The 12860-nt window shown below is 62.1% G+C and carries 14 protein-coding genes; 3 read left to right on the plus strand and 11 right to left on the minus strand.

All coding sequences use genetic code 11. The features are described 5' to 3' along the window. Positions 1-2 precede the first annotated feature (2 nt). Positions 3-1403, minus strand: coding sequence for an adenylosuccinate lyase (gene purB, locus LHAB_RS04240; protein ID WP_090044125.1), 1401 nt, complete (start codon positions 1401-1403; stop codon positions 3-5). Positions 1404-1524: 121 nt separating this feature from the next. Here purB and LHAB_RS04245 point away from each other — a divergent pair, with 121 nt between their 5' ends. Beyond that, complete coding sequence (locus LHAB_RS04245; protein WP_090044126.1) at positions 1525-2139, plus strand: glutathione S-transferase N-terminal domain-containing protein; 615 nt, start codon at positions 1525-1527, stop codon at positions 2137-2139. Between the two features lie 24 nt (positions 2140-2163). On the opposite strand, the gene LHAB_RS04250 is transcribed toward LHAB_RS04245, so the two are convergent. The 9 genes from LHAB_RS04250 to LHAB_RS04290 form a co-directional block, all read right to left on the minus strand. Further along, complete coding sequence (locus LHAB_RS04250; RefSeq protein ID WP_090044127.1) at positions 2164-2598, minus strand: nuclear transport factor 2 family protein; 435 nt, start codon at positions 2596-2598, stop codon at positions 2164-2166. Positions 2599-2618: 20 nt separating this feature from the next. Further along, entirely contained in the window at positions 2619-3389 is a 771-nt protein-coding gene (locus LHAB_RS04255) for an SDR family NAD(P)-dependent oxidoreductase (protein ID WP_090047652.1), read from the minus strand. Between the two features lie 122 nt (positions 3390-3511). Next, on the minus strand, positions 3512-4108 hold the full coding sequence (locus LHAB_RS04260) for a DUF3833 domain-containing protein (RefSeq protein WP_090044128.1): 597 nt from the start codon (positions 4106-4108) through the stop codon (positions 3512-3514). A gap of 33 nt (positions 4109-4141) precedes the next feature. Continuing rightward, positions 4142-5482, minus strand: coding sequence for an MFS transporter (locus LHAB_RS04265; protein ID WP_090044129.1), 1341 nt, complete (start codon positions 5480-5482; stop codon positions 4142-4144). Beyond that, a complete protein-coding gene (locus LHAB_RS04270) occupies positions 5479-6093 on the minus strand; it encodes a chalcone isomerase family protein (protein WP_090044130.1) in 615 nt (204 codons plus the stop codon). Before LHAB_RS04270 ends, LHAB_RS04265 begins: the two co-directional genes overlap by 4 nt. A 5-nt stretch (positions 6094-6098) precedes the next feature. Further along, complete coding sequence (locus tag LHAB_RS04275; protein ID WP_090044131.1) at positions 6099-7352, minus strand: class I SAM-dependent methyltransferase; 1254 nt, start codon at positions 7350-7352, stop codon at positions 6099-6101. Between the two features lie 17 nt (positions 7353-7369). Further along, entirely contained in the window at positions 7370-8146 is a 777-nt protein-coding gene (locus LHAB_RS04280; protein WP_090044132.1) for a DUF1365 domain-containing protein, read from the minus strand. Further along, positions 8143-9462: an NAD(P)/FAD-dependent oxidoreductase gene (locus tag LHAB_RS04285; protein ID WP_090044133.1), complete on the minus strand. Its 1320-nt coding sequence runs from the start codon at positions 9460-9462 to the stop codon at positions 8143-8145. Before LHAB_RS04285 ends, LHAB_RS04280 begins: the two co-directional genes overlap by 4 nt. Before the next feature lie 20 nt (positions 9463-9482). Continuing rightward, on the minus strand, positions 9483-10088 hold the full coding sequence (locus tag LHAB_RS04290; RefSeq protein ID WP_090044134.1) for a glutathione peroxidase: 606 nt from the start codon (positions 10086-10088) through the stop codon (positions 9483-9485). A gap of 87 nt (positions 10089-10175) precedes the next feature. On the opposite strand from LHAB_RS04290, the gene LHAB_RS04295 reads away from it, so the two are divergent. Together LHAB_RS04295 and LHAB_RS04300 are read left to right on the plus strand one after the other, a co-directional pair. Next, a complete protein-coding gene (locus LHAB_RS04295) occupies positions 10176-10346 on the plus strand; it encodes a DUF2256 domain-containing protein (RefSeq protein WP_090044135.1) in 171 nt (56 codons plus the stop codon). 36 nt (positions 10347-10382) lie between these two features. Continuing rightward, entirely contained in the window at positions 10383-11921 is a 1539-nt protein-coding gene (locus LHAB_RS04300; RefSeq protein ID WP_090044136.1) for a cryptochrome/photolyase family protein, read from the plus strand. 10 nt (positions 11922-11931) lie between these two features. Here the strand turns inward: LHAB_RS04300 and LHAB_RS04305 are convergent, their stop codons facing one another. Further along, positions 11932-12828 (minus strand): LysR family transcriptional regulator, encoded by an 897-nt coding sequence (locus LHAB_RS04305; RefSeq protein WP_090044137.1) that lies wholly within the window; start codon positions 12826-12828, stop codon positions 11932-11934. Positions 12829-12860 lie beyond the last annotated feature (32 nt).

Consider the following 12860-nt stretch of genomic DNA (forward strand, 5'->3'; position numbering starts at 1 on the left):
GATCAGACCCGACGGGCCAGTTCAGCGGCCTTGCCGACATAGCTGCCCGGCGTCATGGCCAGCAGGCGGTCCTTGTCGGCTTGCGGAATCTCCAGAGCCTGAATCAGGCCGTGCAGATCGGCGGCGGTGACGGTCTTGCCGCGCGTGACTTCCTTGAGTTTTTCGTAAGCGCCCTGCACGCCATAGCGTCGCATCACGGTCTGGATCGGCTCGGCCAGCACTTCCCAAGCGGCGTCCAGATCGGCGGCCAAGGCTTCTTCGTTGAGTTCGAGCTTGTTCAAACCGGTCATGAGCGAGGCATGGGCCAGCGCGGTGTAACCCAGGCCCACGCCCATGTTGCGCAGCACGGTGGAGTCGGTCAGGTCGCGCTGCCAACGGCTGATGGGGAGCTTTTCGCTCAGGTGTTTGAGCACGGCATTGGCCAGACCCAGATTGCCCTCGGCGTTTTCAAAGTCGATCGGATTGACCTTGTGCGGCATGGTGGAGGAACCGATCTCACCCGCTTTGAGGCGCTGCTTGAAGTAACCCAGGCTCACATAACCCCAAATGTCACGCGAGAGGTCGATCAAGATGGTGTTGCTGCGGGCCACGGCATCGAACAACTCGGCCATGTAGTCGTGCGGTTCGATCTGGATGCTGTAGGGCTGAAACGTCAGCCCCAGCCCCCATTGGCTCGCTTGCGTTTCACCCAGTTCGGGCGTCTCCACCACTTTCCGTGCAAAGGCTTCCCAGTCGAAATCAGGCCAGGCCGACAAGTGGGCGTTGTAGTTGCCCACCGCGCCGTTCATCTTGCCCATGAGTTGGACGGCCGCGATTTTGTCGCGGCAGCCCTTCAGGCGCATCACGACGTTGGCCATTTCCTTGCCCACGGTGGTGGGGCTGGCGGTTTGGCCGTGCGTGCGGCTGAGCATGGGGACTTCGGCAAAGGTGTGCGCCATCTCGCGCAGCTTGGCGATCAGGCCGTCCAGCCCGGGCAAGAGCACCTGGGCACGTGCGCCCTTGAGCTGCAAAGCGTGGCTGGTGTTGTTGATGTCTTCGCTGGTGCAGGCAAAGTGCACAAACTCGGCTGCTTTTTCCAACTCGGGACGGTCCTTGAACTTGTCCTTGATCCAGTACTCCACCGCCTTGACATCGTGGTTGGTGGTCTTTTCAAACGCCTTGATGGCCAGGGCATCGGCTTCGCTGAAATTTTTGACCAAGCCGGTCAGGTAAGTGCGCGCACCCGGCGACAGGGGCTTGAATTCGGCAAAGCCGGCATCAGACAAAGCGATGAACCAGGCGATTTCGACTTGAACGCGGCGGTGCATATAACCCTGCTCACTCATGAGCGGGCGTAAGGCATTGAGTTTGCTGGCATAACGGCCATCCAGCGGCGACAAGGCGGAAATGGGGGTGAAATTCATCCTTTGATTGTAATTCCCGCCACCTTGCAACCGTCCTCTTTCCCAAATAGGCGAGAGACAGGGAAATCGGCACCTGTTTCACCTAGAATCGGCCATCCTTATTGGCACTCACCCTTCTTCTATGAAACTCATCGGCTCCGTCACCAGTCCTTATGTTCGCAAGGTGCGCATCGTCATGGCCGAGAAAAAACTGGACTACCAGTTTGTCACCGAAGATGTTTGGTCCGCACAGACCAGCATCCACGCCACCAACCCCTTGGGCAAGGTGCCGTGCTTGGTGATGGAAGGGGGTGAGGCGGTGTTCGATTCGCGCGTGATCGTGGAATACCTGGACACCTTGTCGCCTGTGGGCAAGCTGATCCCAACGGCCGGTCGTGAACGCGCCGAAGTCAAAACATGGGAGGCCTTGGCCGATGGCCTGCTGGATGCGGCCTTGCTGGCCCGCATGGAAGCGGTCTGGACCGACCGCCAGGACAGCCAGCGCAGCCAAGCCTGGATCGACCGCCAATTGGACAAAATTCAGCACGCCTTGCGTGCCATGAGCAACGGCCTGGGCGACAAAACGTTTTGTTCGGGCATCCACCTGACTTTGTCCGATGTCGCGGTGGGCTGCGCTGTGGGCTATCTGGACTTCCGCTTCCCGCAAATCGACTGGCGCACGCCTTACCCGAATCTGCACAAGCTCTACGACAAATTGGCGCAGCGGCCAAGCTTTGTAGACAGTTTGCCGGGTTGAGCGTTTCCGCCAGCCCCTGCTCGCTCAGGTGTTGGCGCGTTTTTTGAGCCAACGCATCACCGCGCCCACCACCGGCAGTTTCTCGTACAGCTCTTCGGCCGCATCCCAGTAGTCGCGGTGCAAAGTCACCGCACCCCGGTCGTTGAACACCACATGGCTGGCGCCCCGCACAGCCTGCAGCGTGGTGGTGTCAAAGCGTTTGAAGCGAAAGCGAAATTCCCAAGTCAGAAAGGCCTGTGCGCCGTCCACCACCTGACCGGTCACGACAAAGTGCGGCTGGTCCAGCGCCACGTACATGTGCCGAAATATCCGCTCGATCTCGGGCAGGCCCTGCACCTCGTTGAACGGGTCTTTGAAACGGGCTTGTGCGTCGTACAGGGTGTGCAGCTGTGCCACGCTTTGCGGCGACAGGGTTTCAAAAAATGTGGCCAAGTTTTGTGTGGCTTGTCGGGTGTCCATGATCGGCTTTCAGTTCAGATTCACAGCCCCGTGAACTTGCGCACCAACGGAAAGTACAGGCGGTAGGGCAACAAGCGCAGCAGTTTCAGCCAGAGCGTGAAGCGCTTGGGGAAATGGATGTCAAACTGGCCTTTGGCCCAACCCTTGAGCATTTCGCGGGCGGCTTCTTCGGGGCTGATCAGAGCGGGCATGGTGAACTGGTTTTGCGCGGTGAGCGGCGTGGCCACAAAACCGGGGTTGACCACGCTCACACCAATGCCCTGGTCTTGCAAGTCCATGTACAGCGTCTCGGCCAGATGGGTGAGGGCAGCCTTGGTCGGGCCATAGGCCAGGCCATTGGGCAGGCCGCGCCAACCGGCCACGCTGCTGAGCAGGCTGATGTGCCCGCTGCCTTGCGACAGCATGCCGGGCAGCACCGCATGGATGACCTGCAACGCCCCCTGGTAATTGACCTTGTCGTGCTGCAGCAAGTCGTCCATGTCCATGGCCGTGGCGCGTTGGGCGCGGTAATAGCCCGCGGCATACACCACCATGTCGAGCGGGCCTTCGGCCAGCAGGGCGCGGGCCGTGGCCTGCACTTGAGCTCCATCGCTCACATCGAGCGCACGCCACTTCACCCCTGCATCCTGCGCGGCCCAGTCTTGCACACCTTGCGGGTTGCGGGCCGACACCACCACCAGGGCCCCGGCTGCACGCAGCGCTTGCGCACAGGCCAAGCCAATGCCGGTGGATGCGCCCACCAACCAGACCCGGCGGCCCTGCCAGTGGGTGATGGGCGGGTTCAGCTGCAGCCAGCTTCTGGCGGGCGCGTGCGGGGTGGGGACAGCGGTTTGCGGGCCGACTTTGGGCATGGCCATGTCGGCCGTTTCAGTGGCCAGTGCTGCCGCGCCAGGAGAGTGGGGGTTCATGCGCATCAACCCGGCTTGGCCGCCAAAGGCGTGCGGCGCGTGAAGGACAAGGTGACTTCGCCCAGCTTCACGCCCCACTTGCTCATGGTGGCTTTGTTGAGCATGACGCGGTCGTCCATCAGGTACATCCAATCGTCAAAGTCGACGTGCCAAACACGGCCTTCGACCGGCAGCGCCAGCGTATAGCCCCAGCGGAACGCGTTGCCGCTGACTTGGCCCGAGGCCTCGCCCACCACGTCGTCGGCGCGGCCGGTGTAGGTGCCGTTCGGGCCGGCTTTGAGTTTCCAGATGCGGCGCTGCTTCGTACCATCCGAGTACACAAAGGCTTCGTCCAGCACGCCTTCGTCGCCGTTCCAGCTGCAGTCCATGACCACCGTGAAGCGCTTGACCACCTGGCCGCTGCGGTCGGTGAACACGCCCCAAGCGTCGATGGTGCCGGTGAAGTAAGTGCGCAAGTCCAAGAGCGGTTTTTCTTGTGCGTACTGCTGCACCTGTGGCCCGGCGCAGCTGGCCAAAAAGGGCGTGGCCGCCGCCAGGGACAAAGCGCCCAGGCGGGTCAAGGCCGTGCGGCGTTGGATCATGGTGGGGTGTGGTTGGCGCATGGGAGGCTCCCGTGGTGTCAGTTCAAAACGGCGTCATACCGAAGGATGGGCCGAAGGGTGGGCCAATTCAGGCCCCGAGATCAGATCGGGGCGACGCATCAGGCCCGCGTACAAAGCCAGTCCGGCCAGGAGCTTGAGCACGCAAGGCAGCAAGCCATAAGCCAGGCCCAGGGCCAGCACGGCATCGGCGCCCTGCTGGCCCGGGGCATAACCCCACAGGCCGAGCAAGGGCAAAGACAGCCCGGCGGCCAAAGCCAGATTGAGTTTGGTGGCCAGATTCCACCAGCCCATGAACGCGCCGTCTGTGCGGCCACGCTCGCCGCAGCGGTCAATGAGCTGGTTGAGCAGGGCACCGGGCACCGTGAGGTCCGCGCCCAGCGCCATGCCCGACAAGGCGCACACCACCAAAAAGCCGGTGGTGTCACCCGCGCCCAGGGTGACCACGCTGACAAAGGCCAACACCGACAAAGCCATGCCGGTGGCCCAGGTGCGCAGCAAGCCGATGCGGTCGATCACCTTGAGCCACAGCGGAAACGACAGCGCCCCGGCGGCAAAGTACAGGCCCAAAAACAAGGGCTCCATGGCTTTGGGCGCTTGCAAGAGGTCTTGTACAAAAAACAGCACCAGCGTGGCGGGCACTGCGCTGGCCAGGCCGTTGAGCATGAAGACCATCAGCAGGCGGCGAAAACCCGCGTGTTGCCACGGCTGCCAAAGGCTGCCGGCCGCATGGCCCGAATCAAGCAAGGTGGACGATGCCAAGGCGCTGCGTGCCACCCGCCGCCAGGTGAACAAGCCCAGCGCCAGCATGAGCACCAGCAAGGCCGTCGTCCATGACCAACCCCACAGCGCGGGCAACGCCGACGCCAAAAGCACCCCCACCAGCGCAAAGCCCTCGCGCCAAGCGACCCAGCGGCTTTGCGCCATGCCGCCGCCGCCTTGCCGCGCCGCCCAGGCCTGGTGCAAGATGCCCAAGCCGCTGTAGGCCAGATGGCTGAGGGTGAGCGCAGCGCCCACCCACACCAGCAAACCCACAGGCGACAAAACCGCTGCGGGCGGAAAAAACAAGGCCGCAAAACCCAGCGCCACGGCCAGCGCCAACAACAGCGCTGCGACCCACACGGCGCGCCACGAGTGGCGGTAGAGCTTGTCGCCCCAACGCCCGAGCCACGGGTCCACCACCGCGTCCACACTGCGGCTGAGCAAGAGCACGGCGCCCAAAGCGGTCAAGGGCACACCGTACTGCTGGGCGTACACATTGGGCAAATGCACATAGACCGGCAAAGCCACAAAAGCCAGTGGCAAGCCCAGCAAACCATAGGCGGCCGAGGCCTGGCGCGGCAGGGTCGCCGGGGTGGGCGCGGCAGGGCCGTTCATGGCTGCAAGCCTTGCAGCAGCTGAGCGCGCATTTTGGGCTCAGAGCTGCGCTCATCGAGCCAGATGCCAAAAAACAAGCGTGCAAAAGCCAGGTCCTTGACCACCCCCACACGTTGGCCATTGACCCAGAACTCGGCGCCCACGCCTGGCAAGTTGATGCCCGTGATGCGGTCACCCTGGCGCACATCGGGGAACAGCTCGCGCATGGCGCTCAGCCAGCTTTGCGCCTGTGCATCGCTGAACGGGCCCAAGCGCCGCATTTCGTCGATCGAGCGGCTGGCAATGGCAGCACCTTCCAACCGGCGCAGGTACTGCAATTCCAGCGCAAACGGAAACTGCGTGTAGGAACCGTGCCGAAAAACCACGGGTGTCCACAGCCGGGCGTCGTACACCTCAAAACCCCAAACCCGCAAGCGCACGGGTGCGGTCGGCACGACACCGCCCAGGTCGGCCACTTCGGGGCGTGAATAAGCCGCGTTCAGGCTGGCCACAGGGGTGCTTTGCGCCCGCACCTCAGCCACAAGCGCGCCCAACAACAAGGCACACCCCAGCACCTGCACACCCCATGTGTGTGGGCAGCGTGCGCGGATGGTTGGAAGCGTGCCGTTCATCGCAATCAACCCGGTTTGGCCAAAGTGAACTGGATCACATCGATGTTGGCTTCGTCAAAAGCCGCTTCACAATAGGCCAAGTAGAACTCCCACAAGCGGATGAAGCGGTCGTCAAACTTCAGGGTCCGCACGGTGTCCAGTTGCGCCATGAAGGCCTCACGCCAGCGGCGCAAGGTCTCAGCGTAGTCGGGGCCGAAGTTCAGCTCATCGACCACCTGCAAGCCCGCTGCCTGCGCTTGTTTGCGGAACTCGCCAGGGCTGGGCAAACAACCGCCCGGGAAGATGTACTGCTGAATGAAATCGGTCGATTGCAAATAGCGCTCAAAAAAACGGTCGTCGATCGTGATGCTCTGCACGCATGCACGGCCGCCGGGTTTGAGCATGCGGCTGATGGTCTGAAAGTAGGTCGGCCAGTATTCCTGACCCACCGCCTCGATCATCTCGATCGAGCACACCGCGTCGTAAGGCCCATCGCTGATGTCGCGGTAGTCTTGCAGTCGCAAATCAGTGCGCGCCTGCACGCCATGCGATTGCATGCGGGCATTGGCAAACGCCAGCTGCTCGGTGGACAAGGTCACGCCCGTGATGTGCGCGCCAAACTCGGTGGTGGCCGCTTCGGCCAAAGCACCCCAGCCGCAGCCGATCTCCAGCACACGGTCGCCCGGTTGGGCGTTCACCATGCGCAGGGCCCGGCGCACCTTGGCTTTTTGGGCGGCGGCCATGTCTTGGCTGTGGTCGCCTTCGAACCAAGCCGACGAATAGTTCATGGTGCCGTCCAGCCACAGCTCGTAAAAAGCGTTGCCCAGGTCGTAATGGGCATGGATATTCTTGCGGCTGTTGCTGCGGTTGTTGCGGTTGAGCAAGTGCTTGATGCGGTAGAACAAGCGGCCCAGCCAGTGGCCATAAATCGCGCTTTCAATGTGGTCGCGGTTGGCAATGGTCAAACGCAGCAAGCCTGCCAAATCGGGCGTGGTCCAGTCGCCGGCCATGTAGCCCTCGGCAAAACCAATGTCGCCCGATTTGAGCACCTCGGCGCATACCTCCCAACGGTGGATATGCAGGGCTGCAAACGGGGCTTCGTGCGTGCCAAAAACCTGGTTGTTGCCATCGGGCGCGTGCACCGTGAGCGTGCCAATTTTCAGGCGGGTCAACAAGCTCAGCAAACGCGCAGCGGCTTTGGGCAGGCTGGCGTGGGAAATGGTGGCGGTGCGCAGGCCCAAGGCTTGGGCGTTGTCGGCAGTCTTCATGGAGGGCGGCATCCGGTGGGGTCCAGTGTTCATCGGGTCACAAAATCGCGGGGCGGCTCGGGCTTGCGCCAAAACGGTACTTTTTTCATCCACAAGAGCAGGGCATGCCAGTGGATGCGGGCCACCACACCCAGCGTGAGCAGCGGAAAGCGCCACATCACACGGCGCAAGGCGGCTGCAGTGGCCGGCTCCAGCACACCGCTCCAGCTGGTGTCGATCAAAGGGCCATCGGCATCGCCATGGTCCACACGCGCCACGATGCGGTCTTGTCCGCCGTGTGTCACGCGCATGAAGCGGAACCGGTATTCGCCTTGTACATCGCAAAAGGGCGAAACATGAAAAACCTTGCGCGCCAACATCGTTTGGCCGTATTGCGGCTGGGGCAGCAGGTAGCAGTGGCGCTCACCAAAAGTGTTGTTCACCTCGGCCACGATGGCGGCCAAGTGGCCATCGGCGCGGTGCGCATACCAAAAACTCACGGGCTTGAAAGCATGGCCCAGCACGCGGGGGAACGCTTGGAGCCAGACCTCGCCTGTGGCGTCCTGGATGCCTTCGCGCTGCAGCAATGCATCGAGCCAGGCCAGCGCCCCACCGGTCTGGGCCGGACGGCCATCGCCATGGTCGGCGTCATGGAAGGCGAACCAGGCGCGGCGGTTGATGGCCAACTCGGTACGGCACACACCCGATTGCAAGCTGCGCATGGGCAGCATCAAGAACGCTGTCGGGTACGCGAAAGCGTGGTGCGCCGGTCGGTGGCGCGTGTGGCGCACCTGGCCCCAGCCGATGAGCACGTTGGCAGGCTTCATGCGGCCAGTCTGTCCTGAACGGGGCTGGCCTGTTCATGGATGCGTTTGAGCAAAGCGCGGCCGACTTGCAGGCCCGACTTGAGGCCGTCTTCGTGAAAGCCATAACCCGTCCAGGCCCCGGCATACCAAGTGTGCTGCTGGCCTTGCAGCAAGGGCAAACGCTTTTGCGCCTCGATGGCGGCCACATCAAACACCGGGTGGGCGTAGTCGTATTCGCCCACGATGGTGGCCGGGTCGATGTCGTGCAAAGGGTTGAGCGAGACCACCACGGGCTGGGCAAACGGGATGCGTTGCAAACGGTTGAGCAGGTAATGCAGGCACACGCGCGAGGACTCACGCTCGCTGCTGGCGGCGCGTTCGTAGTTCCAGGCGGCCCACGTCTTGGGGTTGGCAGGCAGCACGCTGGCATCGGTGTGCAGCACAGCGCGGTTGTCTTGGTAGCGGATGGCCCCCAGCAAGCTGCGCTCGTCAGCGCTGGACGCGCGCAGCATCCCCAGAGCCTGGTCGGTGTGGGTGGCGATGACCACCTGGTCAAAGCGTTCGGCATGGCCGTCGGTGACGATGCGCACGCCTTGTGCGTCACGCTCGATCAAGCGCACGGGCGTGTTCAGGCGCTTGTCGTGCACGCCCGCCAGAATTTTCTCGACGTAGTGGCGCGCACCGCCCACCACGCTGAACCACTGCGGGCGGTTGGTCACCTGGATCAAACCGTGGTTGTGGCAAAACCGGATCATGGTCGCCACGGGGAATTGCAGCATCTGATCGGTCGGGCAACTCCAGATGCAGCCGAGCATGGGCAGGAAATACCAGTCGCGAAACGGCTCGCTGAATTTGTGCGTGCGCAAAAAGTCGGAGAGTGGCTGCTGCAATTCTTTTTCGCGCTGCTCTTTGGCAATGCGGGTGCACAGGGCGTTGAAGCGCATCACGTCGGCCAACATGCGCCAAAAACGCGGGTTGATCAAATTGCCACGCTGCGCGAAGACGCTGTTCAGGTCGGTGCCGCTCCACTCCAGGGTTTTGCCGTTCAGCGCGCCCGGCACCTTGACTGAAAACGACATGTCAGACGGCGCGGTCTCCACCTGGAGCTCGGCAAACAGATTGATCAGGTTGGGGTAGGTGCGTTCGTTGAACACCAAAAAACCGGTGTCCACGCCATGCGTGACCAGGCCTTGAGGTGTGGGCAGGGTGACATCGACCGTGTGGGTGTGGCCGCCAAAATAGTCGCCCGCCTCGAACAGGGTGATGTCGGCATGGTCTTTCAGGGTGTGGGCCACGGCCAGGCCGGAAATGCCCGAACCCACGATGGCCAGTTTCATGCGCGGATTGGTTGTCCCGCTCATGGCTGGGCCTTCAGGGCTTTGTCGATGGCCGACAACAGCGTTTTGCTTTCCGGTCCGGTCATGCTGCTGTAGTTGTCAATCACCTTGCCGTCGCGACCGATCAGGTATTTGTGAAAGTTCCAGCGCGGCTTCTGGCCGGTTTGCGCGGTGAGCTGCTTGAACAGCGGCGCGGCGCCATCGCCGGTGACCTGGGTTTTGGTGAACATCGGAAACTTCACGCCAAAGGTGCTTTCGCAAAAGGCGGCGATGTCTTTGTTGCTGCCTTTTTCTTGCGAAAAGTCATTCGATGGAAAGCCCAGCACCACCAAGCCTTGGTCTTTGTACTGGGTATTGAGGGCCTCAAGGCCTTTGTACTGCGACGTGAAGCCGCAAAAACTGGCGGTGTTGACCACCAGCACCACTTTGCCCGCGTACTGGCACAGCGATTGGGGCTTTTCGTCCTGCAAGCGTTCAACGGTGTGGTTCAGGATGGCGGGGCAAGCCACTGCGTTGCTGCCTTTTTGCGGGCTGGCTTGCGCCGATTCCAACCCCAAGCCCAGCAAAGCTGCCAGCAAGGCCATCAGCAGGCTGGGACCCCATTGTTTTACCCAAGAGTGGTTCATTTGCACTTATAAATTTATTTTGTGACTGATCAGTTTAAACTCGTTTGTGCACATTGTCACGCCAACCCTTTTTCACTGGAGAGACTCATGCCCAAACCCTCGGGTTTTAAAGGGAACAAACAGGATTTGCCGCAAAAACCTTGTGCCGTCTGTGGCCTGGCCATGACCTGGCGCAAAAGCTGGGCCAAAAACTGGGACAGCGTGTTGTACTGCAGCGAGCGCTGCCGGGCCGACAAGGCCAAAGCCCCCCGTGCCTGACCCCTCCTGAACGCCACCGCCTAAGAAAGACAAGGCATGACCCGTCACCTGATATTGGTTCTGGGCGACCAGCTCGGCTGGGACAACCCGGCTTTGGCCGACTTTGACCCTGCCCAAGACCGGCTCTTGATGGTCGAGGCCGACAGCGAAGCCGATGAGGTCTGGAACCACAAAGCCCGGATCGCTATTTTCTTGTCGGGCATGCGGCACTTTGCCAACGAAGCGCACCGCCGCCGCTGGCCCTGCACGTATATGAAGTTGGACGACACCGAGCGGCCCCCTGACTTTGCCGGCCGCTTGGCCCAAGCGCTGCAAGAGCACCCCCCCAAAGCCTTGGTGGTGATGGAAGCCGGGGCCTGGCGCATGGAGCAGCTGATCGAAAACGCTGCAGCGCAGGCCCAGGTCCTGTTGCGCTGGGTGGGGGACACGCATTTTTTGTGCAGCCGCGCCGAATTTGCCAAGTGGGCCGGCGACAAGAAAGAGCTGCGCATGGAGTTCTTTTACCGGGAGATGCGCAAACGCCACGGCATCTTGATGGAAGGCAAAGAGCCCGTCGGTGGCCAATGGAATTTTGATGCCGAAAACCGCAAAGGCTTCGGCGCCAAGGGCCCTGGCACCGTACCACCGCCCGCCCGCTTTGCACCCGACCGCGTCACGCAAGACGTGATCGCCCTGGTGCAAACACGCTTTGCGGGGCATCCGGGCACGCTCGACCATTTCGCCTGGCCCGTCACCCGAGAAGACGCGCTGGTGGCGCTGCAGCATTTCATCGACCAACGGTTGGAACACTTTGGCGCATGGCAAGACGCCATGTGGACCACGCTGCCCTTCGGCTGGCACGCGCTGGTGGGCAGCAGCCTGAACCTGCATTTGCTCCATCCGCGCGAGGTGATCGTGGCCGCCGAGCAGGCCTACCGCGAGCGCGGCTTGCCGCTGGCCAGTGTGGAGGGCTTCATCCGCCAGGTGCTCGGCTGGCGCGAATTCATCCGGGGGGTGTACTGGCTCGACATGCCCCACCTGGCCGAAGCCAACCACTATGGCCACACCCGTGACCTGCCCGCCTGGTATTGGACGGGCGATACCCACATGGCCTGCATGCAAGCGACCATCGGCCAAAGCCTGCAGCACGGTTATGCCCACCACATCCAGCGGCTCATGGTCACCGGGCAGTTTGCCGTGTTGGCTGGGCTGTCACCGCAGCAAGTCAGCGCCTGGTACCGCGCCATGTACGTCGATGCGGTGGAATGGGTGGAAACACCCAACACCCTGGGCATGGCCCTGCACGCCAACGGGGGGCGCTTCACCAGCAAACCTTATGTGGCCAGTGGCCAGTACATCAGCCGCATGAGCAACTACTGCAAAGGTTGCCGCTACCAACCCGAAGTGCGCACCGGGCCCAATGCTTGCCCCATGACCACGCTGTACTGGGATTTTTTGATCCGCCACGAACCGGCCTTTGCAGGCAACCCGCGCACCGCGCTGATGGTCAAGCATGTGGGCAAGATGAGCGCTGAGGACAAGGCGCTGATCGGGAAACAGGCCGAGGGTGTGCGCGCAGGTCTGGATGCGGTCTGAGCACTCCGCATCATTTGCGCCGACTGATTTGCTGGAGCACATGCTGCTTGAAGGCCAGCGCCAGCGGTGACAGTTTTTTGCCCGCCGGGTAAACGATGTGCCAGGCCGAGGTCAGGGGAAAGCCCTGCACATCAACGACGCTGACGCCGTTTTCTTTCTGGTGGCCGTGCAGGGCGTGGCGCGAGACCACTCCCACACCCAAGCCCCCGGCCACGGATTCCTTGATGGCCTCGTTGCTGCCCAGCTCCAGCCGCACATCGGGTCGGAACTTCATGGCGCGGAAAAACTGGTCAGCGGCCATGCGTGTGCCCGAGCCTTTTTCGCGCAAGATGAAGCGGCGTTGCGCCAACTCGTGCAAAGGCACCGAGCTTCGTTTGGACAAGGGGTCTGTGGTGGGCGCGATCACCACGATCGGGTTGGGCATGAACGCTTCATCGCCCAAGTCCATGTCTTTGGGCGGCATGGACATGATGTACAGGTCGTCCAGGTTGTCACGCAGGCGCTGCACCACCCCATCGCGGTTCAATATTTCCAATGACACGTCGATGGCAGGATGCCGCTTGCAAAAGCTGCCAATCAGATGCGGCATGAAGTATTTGGCGGTGCTGACCACCGCCACGCGCAGCTTGCCCCGCGACAAGCCCTTGGCGGCATCCACGTTTTGCTCGAAGGTGTCCCATGTGTGTGCCACGGCCCGCGCGGTCTGCGCCAGCTCTTGGCCCACCTGGGTCAAGTAAAGCTTTTTGCCCACCAGCTCATACAAGGGCAGGCCCACGGATTCAGCGATGTCCCTGAGTTGCATCGACGCCGTGGGCTGGGTCACGTGCATCACCTTGGCCGCGGCGCTCACGCTGCCGGTTTCGGCCAGGGCCAGAAACAAGCGCAATTGGCGAAAGCTGACGTTCATAGACTTTTACCTATAGTCAAGGGTTGAAGAAT

Source organism: Limnohabitans sp. 2KL-27, from assembly GCF_001269345.1.
In the GTDB taxonomy this organism is placed as follows: Bacteria; Pseudomonadota; Gammaproteobacteria; order Burkholderiales; family Burkholderiaceae_C; genus Limnohabitans_A.